The organism is Kribbella sp. NPDC056951, assembly GCF_042674205.1.
Classification (GTDB): domain Bacteria; phylum Actinomycetota; class Actinomycetes; order Propionibacteriales; family Kribbellaceae; genus Kribbella; species Kribbella yunnanensis.
Genome location: NZ_JBHUQZ010000003.1, coordinates 518,094 through 536,957 on the forward strand (window position 1 = coordinate 518,094; position 18,864 = coordinate 536,957).

The 18,864-nt window shown below is 67.7% G+C and carries 17 protein-coding genes; 7 read left to right on the plus strand and 10 right to left on the minus strand.

Annotated features, from left to right (window positions below):
• Positions 1-171 precede the first annotated feature (171 nt).
• The 3 genes from ACFTSF_RS15400 to ACFTSF_RS15410 all read right to left on the minus strand — a co-directional run bounded on the left by ACFTSF_RS15400 (position 172) and on the right by ACFTSF_RS15410 (position 4,564).
• Complete coding sequence (locus tag ACFTSF_RS15400; RefSeq protein ID WP_380154366.1) at positions 172-2,670, minus strand: glycogen debranching protein; 2,499 nt, start codon at positions 2,668-2,670, stop codon at positions 172-174.
• Positions 2,671-2,745: 75 nt separating this feature from the next.
• On the minus strand, positions 2,746-3,747 hold the full coding sequence (locus ACFTSF_RS15405) for a LacI family DNA-binding transcriptional regulator (RefSeq protein WP_380154367.1): 1,002 nt from the start codon (positions 3,745-3,747) through the stop codon (positions 2,746-2,748).
• A 76-nt stretch (positions 3,748-3,823) separates the two neighbouring features.
• On the minus strand, positions 3,824-4,564 hold the full coding sequence (locus tag ACFTSF_RS15410) for an SDR family NAD(P)-dependent oxidoreductase (protein WP_380154368.1): 741 nt from the start codon (positions 4,562-4,564) through the stop codon (positions 3,824-3,826).
• Between the two features lie 166 nt (positions 4,565-4,730).
• On the opposite strand from ACFTSF_RS15410, the gene ACFTSF_RS15415 reads away from it, so the two are divergent.
• The 3 genes from ACFTSF_RS15415 to ACFTSF_RS15425 are packed head-to-tail and all read left to right on the plus strand — an operon-like array spanning position 4,731 to position 7,182.
• Positions 4,731-6,161 carry an AlkA N-terminal domain-containing protein gene (locus tag ACFTSF_RS15415; protein ID WP_380154369.1) on the plus strand — a complete coding sequence of 477 codons (1,431 nt, stop codon included), beginning with the start codon at positions 4,731-4,733 and terminating at the stop codon, positions 6,159-6,161.
• The gene (locus tag ACFTSF_RS15420) at positions 6,158-6,700 is read left to right on the plus strand and encodes a GNAT family N-acetyltransferase (protein ID WP_380154370.1); all 543 of its coding nucleotides are present in this window, start codon (positions 6,158-6,160) and stop codon (positions 6,698-6,700) included. The genes ACFTSF_RS15415 and ACFTSF_RS15420 overlap by 4 nt, the downstream gene beginning before the upstream one ends.
• Positions 6,697-7,182 (plus strand): methylated-DNA--[protein]-cysteine S-methyltransferase, encoded by a 486-nt coding sequence (locus ACFTSF_RS15425; RefSeq protein ID WP_380154371.1) that lies wholly within the window; start codon positions 6,697-6,699, stop codon positions 7,180-7,182. Before ACFTSF_RS15420 ends, ACFTSF_RS15425 begins: the two co-directional genes overlap by 4 nt.
• Here the strand turns inward: ACFTSF_RS15425 and ACFTSF_RS15430 are convergent.
• Both ACFTSF_RS15430 and ACFTSF_RS15435 read right to left on the minus strand, forming a co-directional pair.
• Complete coding sequence (locus ACFTSF_RS15430; RefSeq protein WP_380154372.1) at positions 7,179-8,393, minus strand: cation:proton antiporter; 1,215 nt, start codon at positions 8,391-8,393, stop codon at positions 7,179-7,181. The two genes, ACFTSF_RS15425 and ACFTSF_RS15430, sit on opposite strands and share 4 nt — an antisense overlap.
• Position 8,394: 1 nt before the next feature.
• Positions 8,395-8,880, minus strand: coding sequence for a TrkA C-terminal domain-containing protein (locus ACFTSF_RS15435; protein WP_344145129.1), 486 nt, complete (start codon positions 8,878-8,880; stop codon positions 8,395-8,397).
• A gap of 131 nt (positions 8,881-9,011) precedes the next feature.
• Between ACFTSF_RS15435 and ACFTSF_RS15440 the strand changes: the two genes are divergently transcribed.
• The 3 genes from ACFTSF_RS15440 (at position 9,012) to ACFTSF_RS15450 (ending at position 12,904) form a co-directional block, all read left to right on the plus strand.
• A complete protein-coding gene (locus tag ACFTSF_RS15440; protein WP_380154373.1) occupies positions 9,012-9,551 on the plus strand; it encodes a PadR family transcriptional regulator in 540 nt (179 codons plus the stop codon).
• Entirely contained in the window at positions 9,548-11,569 is a 2,022-nt protein-coding gene (locus ACFTSF_RS15445; RefSeq protein WP_380154374.1) for an FAD-dependent oxidoreductase, read from the plus strand. The genes ACFTSF_RS15440 and ACFTSF_RS15445 overlap by 4 nt, the downstream gene beginning before the upstream one ends.
• Positions 11,570-11,677: 108 nt before the next feature.
• The gene (locus tag ACFTSF_RS15450; RefSeq protein WP_380154375.1) at positions 11,678-12,904 is read left to right on the plus strand and encodes an FAD-dependent monooxygenase; all 1,227 of its coding nucleotides are present in this window, start codon (positions 11,678-11,680) and stop codon (positions 12,902-12,904) included.
• Here ACFTSF_RS15450 and ACFTSF_RS15455 read toward each other — a convergent pair.
• Positions 12,863-13,444: a TIGR03086 family metal-binding protein gene (locus ACFTSF_RS15455; RefSeq protein ID WP_344145137.1), complete on the minus strand. Its 582-nt coding sequence runs from the start codon at positions 13,442-13,444 to the stop codon at positions 12,863-12,865. The two genes, ACFTSF_RS15450 and ACFTSF_RS15455, sit on opposite strands and share 42 nt — an antisense overlap.
• Positions 13,445-13,561: 117 nt before the next feature.
• Here ACFTSF_RS15455 and ACFTSF_RS15460 point away from each other — a divergent pair, with 117 nt between their 5' ends.
• Positions 13,562-14,590 carry a GntR family transcriptional regulator gene (locus tag ACFTSF_RS15460; protein WP_380154376.1) on the plus strand — a complete coding sequence of 343 codons (1,029 nt, stop codon included), beginning with the start codon at positions 13,562-13,564 and terminating at the stop codon, positions 14,588-14,590.
• Here the strand turns inward: ACFTSF_RS15460 and ACFTSF_RS15465 are convergent.
• From ACFTSF_RS15465 to ACFTSF_RS15480, 4 genes are all read right to left on the minus strand, one after another.
• Complete coding sequence (locus tag ACFTSF_RS15465) at positions 14,580-15,167, minus strand: HhH-GPD-type base excision DNA repair protein (protein WP_380154377.1); 588 nt, start codon at positions 15,165-15,167, stop codon at positions 14,580-14,582. The genes ACFTSF_RS15460 and ACFTSF_RS15465 overlap by 11 nt on opposite strands.
• Positions 15,168-15,171: 4 nt before the next feature.
• On the minus strand, positions 15,172-15,732 hold the full coding sequence (locus tag ACFTSF_RS15470; RefSeq protein ID WP_380154378.1) for a hypothetical protein: 561 nt from the start codon (positions 15,730-15,732) through the stop codon (positions 15,172-15,174).
• Between the two features lie 63 nt (positions 15,733-15,795).
• Positions 15,796-17,880, minus strand: a complete 2,085-nt coding sequence (locus tag ACFTSF_RS15475; protein ID WP_380154379.1) for an iron ABC transporter permease — start codon at positions 17,878-17,880, stop codon at positions 15,796-15,798.
• Positions 17,877-18,854 carry an ABC transporter substrate-binding protein gene (locus ACFTSF_RS15480; RefSeq protein WP_380154380.1) on the minus strand — a complete coding sequence of 326 codons (978 nt, stop codon included), beginning with the start codon at positions 18,852-18,854 and terminating at the stop codon, positions 17,877-17,879. The genes ACFTSF_RS15475 and ACFTSF_RS15480 overlap by 4 nt, the downstream gene beginning before the upstream one ends.
• Between the last annotated feature and the right edge of the window lie 10 nt (positions 18,855-18,864).

Below are 18,864 nucleotides of genomic sequence, written 5' to 3' on the forward strand. Positions count from 1 at the left end.
AGGACCCAAGCGGTGGGGATCCCCACCGAGGTAGACCGGTGACGGGGTCTGCCGGTCCCACGGATCTGGCTCGGGAGGCTGGAGACGTCACCTTCCTTCAGCTATTCGGGGCCCCTCCGACTCATACTCGGAGGGGCCCCACTTTTATGGGACCCCTCCGGTCTCGATAAGTCAGGTAAGCGTGATCCGCAGCGCCGCCGAACCACGAGCTGTCACATGCACCTCGGTACCGCGCGTGGTCGTGACGATCTGGTACGGCGTCGCGCGACCGTTGAGCGTTACATTGTTGAGCTTCGCGCCGACCGGGATCACCGCGCCGACGGTGAAGTCCGCCTTGAGGTTGTGAACCGTCAGATCGGTCCGCAACTCCTTACCTGCAAGGCGTGCCGCGACATCGATCGAGCCGCGACCCAGCCGGATGTTGCTTCCGGCCACCTTCGTCTGTCCGGCCGGCAATTGCGGCACGACGGCGATCCGGTTCCGACCGAGATCGGGATCGACGCCGAGCTGCTGGTGCACGACCGGCCACAGGACGCCGTACGTGCCCCACGCCTGCAGGCTCATCGAGCGGTCGTAGAACGGTCGGCCGATGTTCGCCGGGGAGTCCGGTGAGGGTGCGATCTCCGGCATCGCGCCCGGAGTCTCCCAGACCTTCGGGTCGAGCTGGATCCGCGCGTTGCCGGTGGTGTACACCTGCTGCTGATCCTTGCCAAGGCGACCGTAGTTGCCTTCCGCAACGGCCATGATCGAGGTGTTGAGCGAGAAGATGCTGCGCTCACTCTTCACCTGGGAGACGACCGGATCACACGATGCGCCGGGGTTGCCGCCTGGATCGGACGTCGGTCCGGTGCCGGTGTGGAACAGGCCGAATTCGCCTGTGTAGCAAGGCTTCTCGCGTTGCGTGAGAGCAGTTGCGGCGTGCTCGGATGACGCGAGAGGTGAGGTCGGTTGACCCGGCCGGACAAGCTCGGCCTCCATCGGGGTGACGCCGGTCCAATGCCGCTGGAAGATCGGGGTGTTGTCGTTGGCCGGATTCGCGGGGTCGTCGACAGAATCGGCGTACCCGAGGGCCTGCGGTACCCACCACTGCGCTTCGAAGCGGGACTCGAGATCGGTGGCGCGAGCCGTCGCCCACTGCTGGATCTTGCGATCGTGCTTGGACGCGGCCAGGTCGGCGAGATCGCGCAGACCGCGGGCGAGGTAGACGGTGCTGTCGAGTTTCTCCGCGCCCATGCCGGAGCGTTCGACATTCGCGAGACCCTCGAGCCAGCCGTCGTTGTCCTTGTCGAGTTCGCGATAGACGTATTGCAGGTTGCGGACGCTGAAGTCGTAGAAGTCGTCGCGGACGCGGTCGTCGCCGGTCCAGCGCCACAGCAGCGCCACGATGCTCGGGAACTTCACCGTCTCGTCGGTGTTGCCAGCGCTCTGGTTGGAGCCGAAGTAGACGTCGCCAGTCGGGACGATCTCGTGCGCCACCTTGCCGCTGCGCGCGTTCAGCAGGTCGCTGATATCCCGCAACGCCTTGAGATGAGCCTTGACCGTGTCGAACTGCCCGGCCGCAACGGCGGCGTACGACGTGTACTCGCCGTCAGTTGCGAAGATCCACGGATAGTCCGGGAAGCCGGCGCCGAACCAGCGCGCGGTGTCGATCGTGCCCACCGGGGCCGGATAGTCCTTGCCCTCGTTGACATCGCGGATCCGCAGATTGCGGGCCTCCTGCACGGAGTCGGCGAGGTTCTGCTTACTCCACTCGACACTCTGCTGCAGTAGCCGGTCACCAGGCAGGTCCACTGCAGTCTTCTGATCGATCTGCTGGCGCGCGGCGGCCTTGGCCTGCAGCAGCTTGCCGGGGTTGGCGAGGGCGCGGTTGTACTCGCGCTGAGCCGCGGCCGCGCCGTCATCCGATCCGGCGACCGCGAACCAAATGGTCTGTTCGCGACCAGGCTTCAGCGCGACGTCGTACGTGAGTCGCCCGCCAGTGCCCTTGCCGACCAACGAGTCGTCGCACCGAGCAGGCGTCGTACCGTCGGCTGGGCAGATGACGGCGGGGTCTTGTGGACCACGGTGGTTCGGGCCGAGCGTGTGGTTCGTCGGACGCAGGGACGATCCGACGTACGCCGCGTAGTCGCGATCACGGAAGTTGAGCGAGCCGTTGGTGTACGCGCCGGTGTCGGGCAGGTTGGCGTCGGCCGCGCTCGGCTTCGTCCAACCCCAGGGGTACGACGACATCAGTTCGGAGTGCGCGTCGACATCGAGGCTGACCGTCTTCGCCGTCGTCGAGGTCAATGTCAGTCCGACGAGCGTTGCCCGCAAACCATCCGGCACGAAGTCGGTACGTCGTACCTGCACGGCACCGGAGTAGTCGATCCGGCTGTACCCGTGGCCACTCGTGTACTTCGCGGCAGTCACGTCCTTGCCGAGCCACTTCCCGTCCAGCCCGAACCACAGACCGTCCAGGAGCTTGATCGGCTGAGTCCAGAAGCCACCCATTTCCCCACGGATGTGCCAACCGGTCGCTGGATAAAGCCCGGACTCGTCGCCCATCGCGTAGGCGCGGTCCCCAACCACCAACGATCGCCGATCAGCCAACCGAGTCGTCTCGGACAGTTCGTTGGGTTGTGGTGGTGAACTCGCAGTTGCGCTGACGGTGCCGGCCATCAAAGCCGTCACCACAAGCACTACTAACCCAGGTAGTCGTGGAGTCATGGCGGTTCCTCCTTCTCCCGGCGCTGTCGGACACCGGGGTCAGCCAGGGGCTGAGCTGCCTCTGACTACTAGTTCGGGGAGCAGCAGACGTTCGGTGGAGCCTGTGGGCGGGTCGGTGAGGATGGTGATCAGCTCGGCGGCGATGTCGTCCATCGGCTGGCGCAGGCTGGTGAGGCCGGGGGAGCCGACGTCGGCCAGCGGCGAGTCGTCGAAGCCGGTGACGCCGATGTCGACGCCGGGAGTGTGTCCGCGACGGGTGAGTTCGCGGAGAGCGCCGAGGGCGAGAATGTCGCTCAGGGCAACGATTCCGTCGGGCGGCTGCGGACTGTCGAGCAGTTCGGCGGCGGCCTGCGCGCCCGCGTCGAGCGTGTCTTCGGGGCAGTGCACGGTCAGGCCGGTGGTCGGTAGGTCGAGGGCCTGGCATGCGGTTCGCCAGCCGTCCAGGCGGTCCTCGGCCAGGCCGGAGGTCGTCGGCCAGCCGATGAAGGCGATCCGGCGCCGCCCGGTCTCATGCAGATGCCGAACGGCGAGCGCCGTACCGGCCGCGCCGTCGACATCGACCCACGGCCCCGGCTGAGTGGTTTCCTTCCAGACCCGGCCGAACGAGACGAACGGGATCTTCTTCTCCTTCAACCACCCGTGCCGCGGATCCCGCGTCTCGGTCTGCGACAGCACGAACCCGTCGACGAGCCGCCGGGCATGCAGGTCGTCGTACACCGGCATGCCGTCGACCCCGGGCGGTGCGGTGAACAGCAAAATGTGCCGCCCGGTGCTTTCCGCGGCGGCACACAATGCGTGCAGAAACTGGTCCATCACCAGATGAGTGCGGTTCGGCCAACCTGGAACGCAGTACCCGATCAGCTCGACCGCGCTCGTCCGCAGGCTGCGGGCGTTACGATTAGGCCGGTAGTTGAGCAGTTCGATCGACCGATTGACCCGCTCGAGCGTGTCCGGCCGCAGCCGATGTGGTGCGTTCAAGGCGTTCGACACGGTCTGCACCGAGACCTCCGCATGTGCAGCGACCTGCTTGAGCGTGGCCACAGCAACCTCCCGCGGACGTTTTGAACGTTAAAACCGCAGTCTCCCTCTGCTAGCACCTCCTGTCAATGTCGAGCGTTCAGGCCGCGTGGCCGCCGTCAATGGTGAGCTCGGTGCCCGTGATGTAGGCGCCACCTGGGCCGGCGAGGTAGGTGATGGCGGCGGCGACCTCGGCGGTCGAGCCGAAGCGAGCGAGCGCCAGGTGGGCGATCTGCGGGTCGGCGTACGGGCCGTCGGCCGGGTTCATGTCGGTGTCGATCGGGCCGGGCTGAACGACATTCGACGTGATGTTCCGTACGCCGAACTCGCGGGCCAGCGCCTTGCTCAACCCGACCAGCGCGGCCTTGGTCATCGCGTACAGCGTCATGCCCGGCCCGGTGACCCGAGCGGCGGCGCAGCTGCCGAGGTGGATCAGCCGTCCACCGTCAGCCAGCAACGGAGCCGCCGCCTGGCATGCGGCGTACACGGCTCGAACATTGATCGCCAACGCGCGATCGATATCGGCGGACGCGAACCCGTCGATCGGGCCGATCGCGCCCATCCCGGCGTTGTTCACCAGGATGTCCAGCCCGCCAAGCGACCCATGCGCTTCGCGGACCGCGTTGGCGACCACCGCGGCGTCAGTCGCATCGGCCTGGATGGCGAATCCCCGGCGGCCGAGTCGCTCGATCTCCTTCACGATGGTCGCTGCGGCATCCGGGGAGCTGTTGTACGTGAAGGCGACATCGGCCCCGGCCTCGGCGAGGGCGAGTACGGTGGCAGCGCCGATGCCGCGGCTGCCGCCGGTGACGAGTGCGTTCTTGTTGCTCAGTGCGTTCATGTCTCCAGTTCAGGCGATCGGCGGACGGCGTTCCGGCGGGAATGCGACGCCAGGAACTCACGTCGCATTCTCGCTACACCTCGATGTCGCAAAATCGCTAGAGACTGTCGGTGCCACCGGGGATGCTGGGGATGTGTATGAATGCAGGGAGCGATGCGTCCGGGCTGTGCAGTCGAAAGACGCACGGTTCGACGGGTGGTTCTTCACCGCGGTGCTGACGACCCGGATCTACTGCCGGCCGAGTTGCCCGGTGGTGCCGCCCAAGGTCAAGAACATGGAGTTCTACCCGAGCGCTGCCGCCGCGCAGCAGGCCGGGTTCCGCGCCTGCAAGCGGTGCCGCCCGGACGCGAGCCCGGGATCCCCGGAGTGGAACGACCGGGCCGACCTCGTCGCCCGCGCGATGCGGTTGATCGCGGACGGCGTCGTCGACCGCGACGGCGTACCGGGGTTGGCGACGCAGCTCGGCTACAGCGTCCGGCAGGTCCAGCGACAACTGCTGGCCGAGCTTGGTGCCGGACCACTCGCGTTGGCCCGCGCCCAACGCGCACAGACCGCGCGGCTGTTGATCGAGACGAGCGATCTACAGATGGCCGACGTCGCGTTCGCAGCGGGCTTCTCGAGTGTGCGGACCTTCAACGAAACCGTCCAAGAGGTCTTCGCGCTATCTCCGACCGAGCTTCGAGGACGACGCGGTACGACGGCAGTCGCACCCGGCACGATCTCGCTGCGACTCCCGTTCCGCGCACCGCTGACCCCGGACAACCTCTTCGGCCATCTGATCGCAACCGGCGTACCGGGTGTGGAGGAGTGGCGCGATGGCCACTACCGCCGCACACTGCGACTCCCGCACGGTCATGGTGTCGTCGCGCTCAAGCCGATGCCCGACCACATCGCCTGCCAACTGTCGCTCACCGATCAGCGTGATCTCGCGATCGCGATCAGCCGGTGCCGCCGGATGCTCGACCTGGACGCCGATCCGATCGCTGTCGACGAACTGCTCGCCACCGATCCGGTGCTCGCGCCGCTGATTGCGAAGGCGCCGGGGCGGCGGGTTCCACATACGGTGGATGGCGAAGAGTTCGCCGTACGGGCTGTGCTTGGGCAGCAGGTGTCGACCGCGGCTGCGCGGACGCATGCGCATAGGCTGGTTCTGCAGCACGGTGAGCCGATCGAGGACCCGGCTGGTGGGCTCACGCATCTCTTCCCGACCATGCAGGCGCTCGCTGGTTTGGACCCGGAGACGCTGGCGTTCCCGAAGTCCCGGCGTACGACGCTCACCACGCTGATCGCAACCCTCGCGGCCGGCGAGATCGACCTCGGTGCCGGCGCCGACTGGGATCGCGCCCGCGAACAACTCACCGCGCTGCCGGGAATCGGGCCGTGGACGGTCGAGTCGATCGCGATGCGTGCGCTGGGTGATCCGGATGCGTTCGTGGCCAGTGATCTCGGCATCCGGTATGCCGCGCGTGACCTTGGGTTGCCCGAGGCACCTAAACCGTTGACCGAACATGCACGAGCCTGGCGGCCGTGGCGCGCCTACGCCGTCCAGTACCTGTGGGCGACCGGCGACCACGCCATCAACAAGATCCCGGAATGACTGGAGTGAGCATGCCCGACCTGACCACCGACCGCCTCCTGCTGCGACAGTGGCGCGACTCCGATCGCGAACCGTTCGCCGGGCTGAACGCGGACCCGGCGGTGATGGAACACTTCCCTCGGTTGGTGACTCGCGAGGAAAGCGACGCCCTGATCGACCGCGCGTCTGCGTCGATCGCCGACCAGGGGTGGGGGTTGTGGGCAGTGGAGGTGCGGTCGACTGGGGAGTTCATCGGGTTCACCGGGATGGCGGTGCCGCGGTTCGAGGCGGCGTTCCTGCCGGGGGTGGAGATCGGCTGGCGATTGGCGAAGAGTGCCTGGGGCAACGGTTACGCGCCCGAGGCGGCCCGCGCCGCCCTCGCCTTCGGCTTCGGCTCGGCCGGTCTCACCGAGATCATCTCGTTCACCGCGACCACCAACCTCCCGTCCCAGCGCGTCATGCAGAAGATCGGCATGACCCACGACGAGGACTTCGACCATCCCAACATCCCGGATGGCCACCGCCTGAAGCGGCACGTCCTCTACCGGATCAGCAAATGACGTACGCCGTCATGGACAGCCCGATCGGCCCGCTCACCTTGGTCGCGGCCGACACCGGTGAGCTGGCCGGGCTCTACATGGATCAGCAGCGCCATCTGCCCGCGATCGAGACCTTCGGTTCGCGTGACGACTCCGTGTTACCCGCCGTCGCCGAACAACTCATCGAGTACTTCGAGCACGGCCGCACGACCTTCGACGTACCACTCAAGCTGACCGGAACGCCTTTCCAGCAACGCGTCTGGACCGCCCTTCAGGACATCCCGTACGGCGAGCTCACGACGTACGGCGAGCTCGCCCGCGACCTCGGGATGGTCCCGGGCGCTGCCCGCGCCGTCGGCCTGGCGAACGGAAAGAACCCAGTCAGCATCATCGTCCCCTGCCACCGCGTAGTCGGCTCAACCGGCAACCTCACCGGGTACGGCGGCGGCCTGCACCGCAAACAAGCCCTCCTGGACCACGAACGCGGCGACGCGTTGTTCTAACTGGTCGTGCTGTTGGCGGTGTCGTCGAGGCGTTCGATTGCCGGGGCTTCAAGGGGTTTGCGGTTGGTGAAGCGGCGGACGATGGGTTCGGTGTAGCGGGCGGCTAGGGGGCCGAGGATTACGAGGATGAGGACGTAGGCGGTGGCTAGGGGGCCTAGGCGGGGTTCGACGCCGACCGCCAGGCCGGCTATGACGATGGAGAATTCGCCTCGGGCGACCAGGGTTCCGCCGGCTCGCCAGCGGCCTGCGGTTCCTACGCCGGCGCGGCGGGCGGCGTACCAGCCGGTGGCGATCTTGGTGAGGGCGGTCAGGACTGCCAGGCCGAGGGCGATGGCAAAGACTGGTGGGATCGCGGCGGGGTCGGTGCTCAGGCCGAAGAAAACGAAGAAGACTGCGGCGAAGAGGTCGCGGAGGGGGCTCAGGAGGTTTCGGGCGCCGTGGGCAACCTCGCCTGACAGGGCGATTCCGACCAGGAAGGCGCCGACAGCCGCCGACACCTGCAGTTGCTGCGCGATGCCTGCAACCAGGAGGGTCAGGCCGAGTACGACGAGGAGCAGCATCTCGGGGTTGTCGGATGACACCGCGCGGCTGATCACGCGGCCGTAGCGGAGGGCGATGAACAGGACGATGCTGACCGTGCCGAGCGAGATCAGTAGCGTGATGCTGCCGCCGGCCAGGCCGACGCCGGCGAGCAGTGCGGTCAGGATCGGTAGGTAGACCGCCATTGACAGGTCTTCGAGGACCAGAATCCCCAGCACCACAGGCGTTTCGCGGTTACCGAGCCGACCGAGGTCGCCGACCACCTTTGCGATGACGCCGGACGATGAGATCCAGGTGACACCGGCCAATGCGACTGCCGCTACCGGGCCCCAGCCCAGGAGTAGCGCGACGGCCGCGCCGGGCAAGGCGTTCAGGATGAAGTCGACGATGCCCGACAAGTACTGCGTCTTGAGTGTGCCGACCAGATCCGATGCCGTGTACTCGAGACCGAGTAGCAGCAGAAGCAGGATGACGCCGATCTCGGCGCCGGTGGCAACGAATTCCTCACTGGCTGCCAACGGCAACAATCCGCCGTGCCCGAAAGCCAATCCGGCCAACAGATAAAGAGGAATCGGCGAGAACCCGAATCGGCTCGCGATCCGGCCGAGGATGCCGAGGGCAAGGATGACCGCGCCGAGCTCGATCAGCAGCATGGTGATGTCTTCGTGCATCTCACCCTCCCGCGATCAGGTCGGCCACGGCGTCCACGCCTTCACGGGTCCCGACGACGACCAGGGTGTCGCCGGTCGCGAACCGGAAGTCGGGCGCCGGTGACGGGGTCGCGCCGGTACGGCGGAGGACCGCGACGATCGACGCCCCGGTCCGGCTGCGGGCCTGGGTGTCGCCGAGTGTGCGGCCGCCGTACGGCGATTTGGCGGTGATCGGGATGTGTTCGGTGACCAGGTCGATCTCGATCTCGTTCCGGACCGGGTCGAGTTGGTCGGGGATCAGCAGGTTCGCGAGCGCGGCCGCTTCGCCGGGATCGAGCGGGACCGAGTTCGTGCAGGCGTCGTCGTCCTCGGGATCGTGGAAGCCGAGGTAGCGCCGGCCGTCGTTGCGGACCACCACCGAGACGTGTTTCCCGCCGAGGGTGATCAGGTCGTACCGGGTGCCGATCCCAGGCAACGTCGTCTTCGTCGGGTGGGCCTGCTGGTCCATGATGATCCCAATCAAGATAGATGGCGTCTGCAACTATTGTCTCAGATCCTGACAAGCCTGTCCGGGAGTCGGGCTGTGATCTGCGCTGCAACCAGGTGCACTGCACCTCGTTGCATAGGTACGCTCACCACATGGCACTGGAACACGCGATCCTCGTGTCGCTGACCGAGCGGACCGGCTCCGGGTACGAGCTGGCCCGGCGGTTCGACCGGTCCATCGGCTACTTCTGGCCGGCCACCCATCAGCAGATCTACCGGGTACTGCGCCGGATGGACGAGGCCGGCTGGGTCACCCACACCGAGGTCGCCCAGGAGGGTCGGCCGGACAAGAAGGTCTACCGGATCTCCGACGGCGGCCGCGCCGAGCTCGCCCGATGGATCGCCGAGCCGGGCGAGGTCGCGATCCTGCGCGATGCCCTCGGGGTCAAGCTGCGCGCCGCCTCGATCGGCGGGATCGACGCCGTACTGCGTGAGGTGGCACGGCACCGGGCCGAGCACGCCACCCGGCTCGAGGTGTACCGCGGGATCCAGGCCAAGGACTTCCCGAAGCCGACCACGCTGAACGGCCGTGAACTTCATCAATACCTCGTACTGCGCGGTGGCATCCGCGCCGAGGAGTCGTTCGTGGCCTGGTGCGACGAAGTGACCGAAGCCCTCCAGGAGGAATCATGACCGCATATCCGAACCTGCTGGAGCCGCTCGATCTCGGTCATGTGGTGCTGCCGAACCGCGTCATCATGGGGTCGATGCACACCGGTCTCGAGGATCGGTTGAGCGATCTGCCGAAGCTTGCGGCGTACTTCGCTGAGCGGGCGCGCGGTGGTGTCGGCCTGATGGTGACCGGCGGTTATGCGCCGAACCGCACCGGCTGGCTGACGCCGTTCGGGTCCACGCTCAGCACTCGCCGGCAGGCGCGCAAGCATCGGCTGCTGACTGACGCCGTACATGCCGAGGGCGGCAAGATCGCGCTGCAGATCCTGCATGCCGGGCGGTATTCGTACCACCCGTTCAGCGTTTCCGCGTCCGCACTCAAGGCGCCGATCAACCCGTTCAAGCCGCGCGCGTTGTCCGACCGCGGCGTCCGCAAGCAGATCACGGCGTACGTCGACTGTGCCGCGCTGGCGCAAGAGGCCGGGTACGACGGTGTCGAGATCATGGGGTCGGAGGGGTACTTCATCAACCAGTTCCTCGCCGAGCGCACGAACAAGCGCACCGACCGGTGGGGTGGTAGCGCGGAGAACCGCCGCCGGATCGCGGTCGAAATCGTCCGCCGGACCCGCGAACGGGTCGGACCGAACTTCCTGATCATCTACCGGCTCTCGATGGCCGACTTGGTCGAGGGCGGTCAGACCTGGGATGAGGTCGTTGCACTGGGCAAGGAGATCGAGGCGGCCGGGGCGTCGATCATCAACACCGGGATCGGCTGGCACGAGGCGCGGGTGCCGACCATCGTCACCTCTGTGCCGCGGGCCGCGTTCACCAGCGTGACGGCCGCGTTCAAACCGCATGTGAGCATCCCGGTTGTCACGTCGAACCGGATCAACCTCCCGCAGGTCGCGGAAGAGGTGCTCGCCCGCGGTGACGCCGATCTGATCAGCATGGCCCGTCCGTTCCTGGCCGACCCGGATTGGGTGCGCAAGGCAACGACCGATCGGGCTGACGAGATCAACGTCTGCATCGCTTGTAATCAAGCCTGTCTGGATCACGTGTTCGCCAAGAAGAAGGCGAGCTGCATGGTCAACCCGCGTGCGGCTCGCGAGACCGAGCTTCAGTTGCTGCCGACTCGCAAGGCCAAGCACATCGCGGTCGTCGGCGCCGGTCCGGCTGGGCTGGCCGCGGCCGTCACTGCGGCCGAACGCGGTCACGACGTCGAACTGTTCGAGGCTGACCAGGAGATCGGCGGCCAGTTCGGGATCGCGCGTCGGATCCCGGGCAAGGAGGAGTTCGCCGAGACGATCCGGTACTACCACCGTCGCCTCGAGCTCACCGGTGTCAAGGTCCACCTGGGGCGCCGGGCGAGCGCCGACGACCTGGCCGGATTCGACGAGATCGTGCTCGCGACGGGCGTCGTACCGCGGGTGCCCTCGATCCCCGGTATCGATCACCCCAAGGTGCTCTCGTACGTCGAGGTTGTCCGCGAAGGGAAGCCGGTCGGCGGCTCGGTGGCGGTGATCGGGGCCGGCGGAATCGGCGTGGATGTCAGCGAGTTCCTCACCACCGTCGATTCGCCCACCCTCGATCTCGATGCCTGGAAGGCCGAGTGGGGTGTCGCCGATCCCACGGTCGCCCGTGGAGCCCTCGCCGTACCGCAGCCGGAAGCGTCACCGCGGCAGGTCTACCTCCTGCAGCGCAAGCCCGGCCGCATCGGCGCCGGCCTCGGCAAAACCACCGGTTGGGTGCACCGCGCCGCCCTCAAGAACAAGCAGGTCGAGCAACTCCGCGGCGTCAACTACGAACGCATCGACGACGAAGGCCTGCACCTCACCTTCGGCCCCCAACACGAGAAGCCCCGAATCCTCCCTGTCGACACCATCGTCATCTGCGCCGGCCAAGAATCCGTCCGCGACCTCGCCGACACCCTCACCACCGCCGGCCGCCCCGTCCACATCATCGGCGGCGCCGCCCTGGCCGCCGAACTAGACGCCAAACGAGCCATCGACCAAGCCACCCGCCTAGCGCTCACTCTCTGACTCCGTACTAGTGCGCTGCGGGCTGGTGTTCTAGTGCGCGGTGGTGGTGTCGCGGTCGGCTAGTGCAATGTACGGCGTACGCGCACTAGTTGATGAGGGGTGGTTGTGATGACGAAGAGTGTGTTGATCAGCGGTGGTGGGATTGCGGGGCCGGCGCTTGCGTTCTGGTTGCGGCGGGCGGGGTTCGCGCCGACGGTGGTGGAGGTGGCGGCGGGGCCTCGGCCGGGTGGGCAGACGGTTGACCTGCGGGGCGTCTCCAAGGAAGTGGCGGAGCGGATGGGGTTGCTTCCGGCGATCAAGGGGCGGCAGCTGCATGAGCGCGGGTTCGAGTATGTGCGGGCCGATGGGCGGCGGAGCGTGGCGATGCCGGCCGAACTGTTCGACGGGGCCGGGCCGGTTGCGGAGATTGAGATCCTCCGGGGTGATCTCGCCGAGGTTCTGGCCGAGGCAACCCAAGAGGTCGAGTACCTGTACGGCGACTCGGTCACGCAGCTCGACCAGGATGCGAACGGGGTCGACGTCACGTTCGCGAGTGGGTCGCGGCGACGGTTCGACCTGGTTATCGGGGCTGATGGTGTGCACTCGCGGGTACGGCGGCTCGCGTTCGGGCCGCATGCGAAGTTCGTGCAGCACCTCGGCGGTTACACGTCGTACTTCACGGTCCAGGCTCCCGAGGATCTGAAGCACTGGATGAAGGTCTACACCGCACCCCGCGGGCGCTGGGTCGGGCTGCGGCCCGATCACGATCCGCGGTTCGCGAAGGCGCTGCTGAGCTTCCGGTCGCCGGTCATCGACTACGACTACCGCGATGTCGCCGCGCAGAAGGCCTTGCTGCAAGAGCGGTTCAAGGGACTCGGCTGGCACACGGAACACCTGCTGGCCCAGCTGCCCACCGCGGAGGACTTCTACTTCGACAGCACCAGCCGCGTCGCCGTACCGGAGTGGTCGCAGGGCCGCGTCGCGCTGGTCGGCGACGCCGGGTACTGCGGCTCACCGCTCGCCGGCCACGGTACGGCGCTCGCCCTGGTCGGCGCCTATGTCCTCGCTGGTGAACTAGCGCAGGCAGACGGCGATCACCAAAGAGCGTTCCCGGAATACCAGCGCAAGATGCAGGCGTACGTCGATCAGCGGATGGAACTGCCGCCGGGTGGAATCAAGATGGCGATGCCGATGACCGGGTTCGGTATCGGCTACCGCGACGCGATGATCCGGCTGATGACGTCGCGCCCGCTCTCCAAGGTCATGGGCAAGCTGACAGTCGGGAAGCCGGATGCGATCGACCTGCCGAGCTACTCAGACGGTCCACTCCGGATTGCGGCCGAGCAGGCCGAGTAGCTGGTCGAACTCGGACGCCGTACCGGAGACTTTGACGCTGCGCTCGAAGGCGGCGCCTGGGCCGCGGGCCGAGTCGGTGTCGGGGATCCGGCGGGCCAGGTCGAGCGCGGCCTCGACCAGGTCGCGCGGTGGGCTGTATGGAATGCCGATCGCGCGGGCGAGGTCCCAGGCGTGCACGACGCAGTCGAGGTGGTGGAAGGTCAGCGCGATGCGGCGCGGGAACGAGCCGTATTCGCGAACCTCCATCAGCCGGTCCAGCGCGCCGCCGTCGGCGAACGCATCCGCCACGGCGACGTTGGACCGCCGGTACGCGCCGGCCGGGTTGTCGCCCAGGCGGCCGCCGTTCCAGGTCTGCACCGGCGCCGAGCCGTTGATGGCCGCGGCGGCGAAGCCCTCGTTCTCGCTGACGATGTGCCGGAGCAATCCGCGCACGGTCCAGTCGGGGCAGGGCGTCGGCAGGCTGAGGTGCTCAGGCCGCACCTGCATGATGATTTCCCCCAGTGCTGCGCCGGCGCGGCGATCCAGGTCCCGGACGTCCATCCGCGTACCTCCCATTCCCCCAGCGAGCATAGGCCGCCGTACCGGGTTTGGGCAGGCAATTGCACCGAGCACAAGGGACAACCCGCATGTCAGGCACACTGTGATCATGGAGGCCGGATGAGCGAGTCGCCGTACCAGGTGATCGCCGCCGAGCTTCGGCGGCGGATCGAGACCGGCGAGCTGCAGCCGGGGGAGCGGGTCCCGTCGACCCGCAGTCTCGTACGCGACTTCGGCGTCGCCATGGCGACCGCCACCAAGGCGCTACGGGCGCTACAGGACGAGCGCCTAGTGCACGCCAGCCCCGGCGTCGGCACCATCGTCGGCCCACCGCCACGCACAAGCCGGACACGTCCGGGCCCCGCGGCACGCAACGGCCCTGGCGTCGGCCCATCGCCACGGACCGCCCAGGCGCCCGCGCCACCGACCGCCCAGGCGCCCGCGCCACCGACCGCCCAGGCGTCCGCGCCACGCAACGAGCCTGGCTCCGACTCCGGATCCGGCCTTGCGTTGGATCGTGGGCAGGTGGTCCGGATGGGGATTGCGATCGCGGATGCGGAGGGACTACCTGCCGTGTCGATGCGCCGGATCGCGGCCGAGCTCGGCGTTTCCACGATGGCCCTGTACCGGCATGTCGGCGGCAAGGAAACCCTCGTCCTGCAAATGGTCGACACCGCCTTCGGCGAGTTCCCGCTCCCAGCCCTGTACGGCGATTGGCGCGCCCGCGTGACCGCGGTCGCGCAGACCCAGTGGGCGGCGTACCGGGCTCACCTCTGGCTGGCCGGTGCGGTCAGTGTCGGCCGACCGCAAGTCCTGCCGCAGATACTGCCGCACACCGACGCGCTGCTGGCCGCGTTCAAGCCGTTGGACAAGACAACCGCCATGTACGCCGTGATCAGCGTCTTCGGCTATGTCCGCGGCCTAGCGCAGGCGATGGAGACCGAGGCGCAGGCCGAGCAGGACACTGGGATGACCGCCGACGACTGGGCCGAGCGGCAGTCCGAGCAGATGGCGACCCTGATCGCGGCCGGCAACCTGACCGCGTTCCGCGATCTCCTGTCGGACGACTGGGACTTCGACTACGACCTGGACCAGCTGTTCGCGTTCGGGCTCGAACTCATGCTGGACGGACTGGCAGTCAGGCTGTAGCCGCCTTGGCCGCCGCCTTCGCTTCCTTCTTGAAGGCACGGACCTCGCCGAGCGACTTGGCGTCGACCACATCAGCGATCGAACGCCGCGAACCGCGGTCGCCGTACGAGCCGGCCGCCTCGCGCCAGCCCTTCGGCTCGACACCGCGCTGCTTGCCGAGCATCGCGAGGAAGATCTTCGCCTTCTGCTCACCGAACCCGGGCAGCGCCTTCAACCGCTTCAGCACCTCAGCGCCGTCCGGCTTCGGGCGACCGGCGGTCCACAGGTTCGCGGTGTTCCCGTCGTAGTTCTCGATGATGTGCTGCGCGAGCGCGTGCACGCGGCGGCCCATCGAGCCGCCGTACCGGTGGATGGCCGGCGGGGTCACGCACAGTTCGACGAACTCCTCGATGTCCGAGGCGGCGATCTTGTGCAGGTCGAACCCGTCCATCCGGTCCGCGATCTTCCGCGGTCCCGCGAACGCGTGCTCCATCGGGTACTGCTGGTCCAGCAGCATCCCGACCAGCAGGGCGAACGGGTCGTCGTTGAGCAGCTTGTCCGCGGCCGGATCCCCGGTCAGGTGCAGTTCGCGCAGCATGGACTCATCCTGACACGGACTTGAACTTGGCGGCATAGACGCCCGCCTGCTTCGGCGTGAGCTCCCCGGTCACCCGAAGCAGCGTGCTGCCGACAATGGTGTGGTACTCCGTGCCGAGCGCCCCGCCGCCTTCGAGGATCCCCTGGATGTACGTCGATCGCTTCTTCGCGACCGCCGGAGTCTCGAACACCTCGACCCGAGCGCCGCAGGCCGTGTCTGGTCGCGCGGGGTCCGAGCAGTCGACGCTCTTGTCGATGACGGTCGCGGCCGAGGTGTAGCTGCCCGGCCGACCGAGCAGCTTGTTCGGGTCGGTCTCGGCGGTCCACACATGGACCTTCCCCAGGCCGAGCGCCTTCGCGATCGTCGCCGCATCCTTCGGCTTCGCAGCAGGCGTACTGGGCGGTGCCGACGGGGTTGGTGCGGTGGTCGGCACGGTCGCGGTGCTGCCGGTCGTCGGCGCACTCGACGGCGTACCACCCGCGCTGCCCGACTCACCGCCGCACGCGGCCAAGGCTCCTGACAGCACGATTGCTGTGGTGGCCAACCCGGCTTTGGTACGCGACATCGGTTCCCCCTGGACGATTAGTGCTGGGGCTGCACAGTATCGCTGTAGGGGTCTAGTCCGGAGCTATCGCGCGACCGGAACCCGCGTGCGCCACAAGAGATAGACGAAGTACGGCGCTCCAATCAGCGCGGTGAGCAGCCCGGCCGGGATCTGAGCCGGCGCGAGGAGCGTGCGGCCGAGACTGTCGGAGACGCTCACCAGAACCGCGCCAAGCAGTGCGGACACCGGGAGGATCCGGCTGTGGTTCCCGCCGACCAGCGCGCGGGCCGCATGCGGCGCGACCAGTCCGACGAAGCCAACCACGCCGATCGCCGAGACCGCGGCCGCGGTCATCACGGCCGCGCAAAGCAGCATCAGCAACCGGGTCCGCTCCAGCCGAACACCGAGGATGCGCGGTACGTCGTCGTTCAGCACAAGCAGGTCGAGTTCGCGGCGGTGATGTGCGATCAGCGGCGTGAGCACGAGCAGGCCGAGCGCGACCGGGATCACCTGGGGGAGTGTCCGGCCGTAGGTGCTCCCGGAGAGCCAGGTCATCGCGAGGCTGATGTTCCACGGATCGGTGGCGACGATCATCAGTGTGATGACCGCAGTCGCCGCCGACGAGACCCCGACGCCGATCAGCACCAGCCGGTCCGAGCTCAGCCCGCCGCGCCACGACACCAGATAGACCAGCGCGAACGTCGCCAGCGCGGCGATTGCGGCGACACCGGAGAGCAGCCAGATGCTTGCCGACGGCAAGATAATCAGCGTCGCGACCGCACCGACTCCAGCACCGCCGGTGATGCCGAGAATGCCCGGCTCGGCGAGCGGATTCCGGCAGACCGCCTGGACGGCCGTGCCCGCGATCGCAAGCGCGGCACCGCAGAGCAACGCGGCGAGCACACGCGGGAACCGCTGATCGAGAACATAGGTGATGGCCCGGCCAGACCGACCGTTGATCCAGTTGGCGATATCCCCGGTCCGCAGGAACGCATCCCCGGCGAGCATCGCGAAGATTGCAGCGGCCACGACAAGCACGAGCAATGCAACGGTGGCCAGCAGAAAGCGCCGCCGGCTGCGAACCCCGGAGCTCGCGCCGCCGGGCGTCCGGCTCGCGCCGGAGTCGCGGTACCTGCGAGCGAGCCACACCAGCACAATCGCGCCGACCATCATCGTCATGATGCCGGTCGGGATCTCGACCCCCGCCTGTCCGCCGAACGCCGCCCGCAGACTGACATCCGACAACAACACAACCAGTACGCCGGCCAGTCCGGACAACGGCAGCAGGACCCGGTGCCGGAGCAGACCCGGGACGGCCGGTGCCATCAGTCGCACGAGAACCGGTGCGACCAGACCCACGAAACCGACCGGTCCGGTCACCGTCACGGCGGCCGCGGACAGCAGCACGGTGATCAGGGTGGTGAGGACACGCACCCGCCGTACATGCACTCCCAGTACGGCGGCGGTGTCGTCGCCGAGGGCAAGGATGTCCAGCTTGGTGGCCAGTAGCAACGAACCGATGATGCCGACAACAACGACCGGTGCCATCTGGTTGAAGGCGTTCAGATCGGTCTGGACCAGCGTGCCCGCACTCCAGGTGTAGGTCCCGACCGTCTCCTCGCGATAGAGCAGCATCAGCAACGTGGTGATGCCACCCAGTGCCATCGCGACCGCGGACCCGGCCAGGATGAGGCGGGTATGCCCGGAAGCACCGCCCGAGGACAATGCGAGAACCAGAACGGCAGCCGCCAGCCCGCCGGCGAACGCGACACCACCGGCCGGAAGAACCGGCAGGTGGATGCCGAGTGCCGCCACCACTACAACCGTCAGGTACGCCCCAGCATTGACCCCCAACGTGTCGGGCGAGGCGAGTGGGTTGCGGGCCAGCGACTGCAGACCGGCACCGGCGACCCCGAGGGCGAGGCCCACCAGGACGCCGGCCAGCAGCCGGGGCAGCCGGGACGCGACGAGAACGTTCGCCGCGTTGTCGGTGCCCTGGCCGAACACCAGCTTGATCAGATCCCCGGCGCCGACTGTCGAGGTGCCCTGGGTGAGGTGGATCCCAGCCAGTACGACGATCGCGGCCAGCGCGATGACGAACACGCCGGCGACGCGGATCCGCCGTACCGGCTGGTGCACTGTCTCCAGTGCGGTGATGACCTGGGTCAAGAGGTGACAGCCTTGACCGCTGCGTCGATGAACTGCTCGGTCGACTTCGGGCCGCCGAACATCCAGATGCCGTCCGGCAGTCGGTGCACGTTGCCGCTCTTCACGAACGGCAGGTTCTTCCAGATCGCGTTCCCGGCCAGGTCCTTGCCGAACACGTCACCGCCGTCGGCGTCGTTGGCGATGTAGAGGAACTCGCCGTCCTTCAGCTTGGTCAGGCCTTCGAGATCGGTCTGCGCCAGGCCGTAGTCCTTGTCGCCACCAGCCGGCCAGGCGTTCTTCAGGCCGAGTTCGTTGCCGACGGCACCGAGCAGCGAGCCGGAGGTGTACATCCGGATCGACAGCGTGCTGCCTTCCTTGTACCCATCGACCATGGTGAACGACGTACCGGCCTTGCCCGCGTCGGTGATCTTCTGCTTGCCGGCGGCAAGGGCCTTGTCGAAGTCGGCGTTGATCTGCTGGGCCTTCACGGTCTTGCCGACCGCGCTCGCCGTCAGTTCGAGGTTGGTCTTCATCTGCGGGATCGCGTTCTTCGCGTCCGCCGCGTGGACGACGAGGACCGGGACGGCCTTCTCCATTCCGGCGATCGCGCTCGCGGACTCGTCGCTGGTGGTGATCACCAGGTCGGGGTTCAGGGCAACGATCGCGTCCACGCTGGACTCGCCGCGGGTGCCGACGTCCTTCACCGTCGAGTCGAGCTTGGCGGCGGTGACCCACGCGTTGTAGCCCTTGACGTCGGCGACACCGACCGGCATCACACCGACGGAGATCAGGTTCTCGACCACGCCCCACTCGAGGCCGACCACCTTGGTGGCGGGACCCTTGAGATCGATCTTCTTACCGCGCGAATCGGTGATCGAGACCGGGCCGGCCGCGCTGGTGGTCGGGTCGTCGCCGGCCGAGGCGGCGGGCTCGCTGGTCCCGCACGCGGTCAGGGCGAGCAGCGCCGCGGCGACGAAGAAGGTGGTTCGCTTCATGACGGAGAAC

Coding starts and splice junctions, on each gene's coding strand:
- ACFTSF_RS15440 (WP_380154373.1), top strand. CDS start 9,012: ATGGCACTGGAACACGCGATCCTCGTGTCGCTGACCGAGCGGACCGGC.
- ACFTSF_RS15455 (WP_344145137.1), bottom strand. CDS start 13,444: ATGGACGTCCGGGACCTGGATCGCCGCGCCGGCGCAGCACTGGGGGAA.
- ACFTSF_RS15435 (WP_344145129.1), bottom strand. CDS start 8,880: ATGGACCAGCAGGCCCACCCGACGAAGACGACGTTGCCTGGGATCGGC.
- ACFTSF_RS15425 (WP_380154371.1), top strand. CDS start 6,697: ATGACGTACGCCGTCATGGACAGCCCGATCGGCCCGCTCACCTTGGTC.
- ACFTSF_RS15470 (WP_380154378.1), bottom strand. CDS start 15,732: ATGTCGCGTACCAAAGCCGGGTTGGCCACCACAGCAATCGTGCTGTCA.
- ACFTSF_RS15450 (WP_380154375.1), top strand. CDS start 11,678: ATGACGAAGAGTGTGTTGATCAGCGGTGGTGGGATTGCGGGGCCGGCG.
- ACFTSF_RS15410 (WP_380154368.1), bottom strand. CDS start 4,564: ATGAACGCACTGAGCAACAAGAACGCACTCGTCACCGGCGGCAGCCGC.
- ACFTSF_RS15480 (WP_380154380.1), bottom strand. CDS start 18,854: ATGAAGCGAACCACCTTCTTCGTCGCCGCGGCGCTGCTCGCCCTGACC.
- ACFTSF_RS15445 (WP_380154374.1), top strand. CDS start 9,548: ATGACCGCATATCCGAACCTGCTGGAGCCGCTCGATCTCGGTCATGTG.
- ACFTSF_RS15420 (WP_380154370.1), top strand. CDS start 6,158: ATGACTGGAGTGAGCATGCCCGACCTGACCACCGACCGCCTCCTGCTG.
- ACFTSF_RS15465 (WP_380154377.1), bottom strand. CDS start 15,167: ATGCTGCGCGAACTGCACCTGACCGGGGATCCGGCCGCGGACAAGCTG.
- ACFTSF_RS15460 (WP_380154376.1), top strand. CDS start 13,562: ATGAGCGAGTCGCCGTACCAGGTGATCGCCGCCGAGCTTCGGCGGCGG.
- ACFTSF_RS15430 (WP_380154372.1), bottom strand. CDS start 8,393: ATGCACGAAGACATCACCATGCTGCTGATCGAGCTCGGCGCGGTCATC.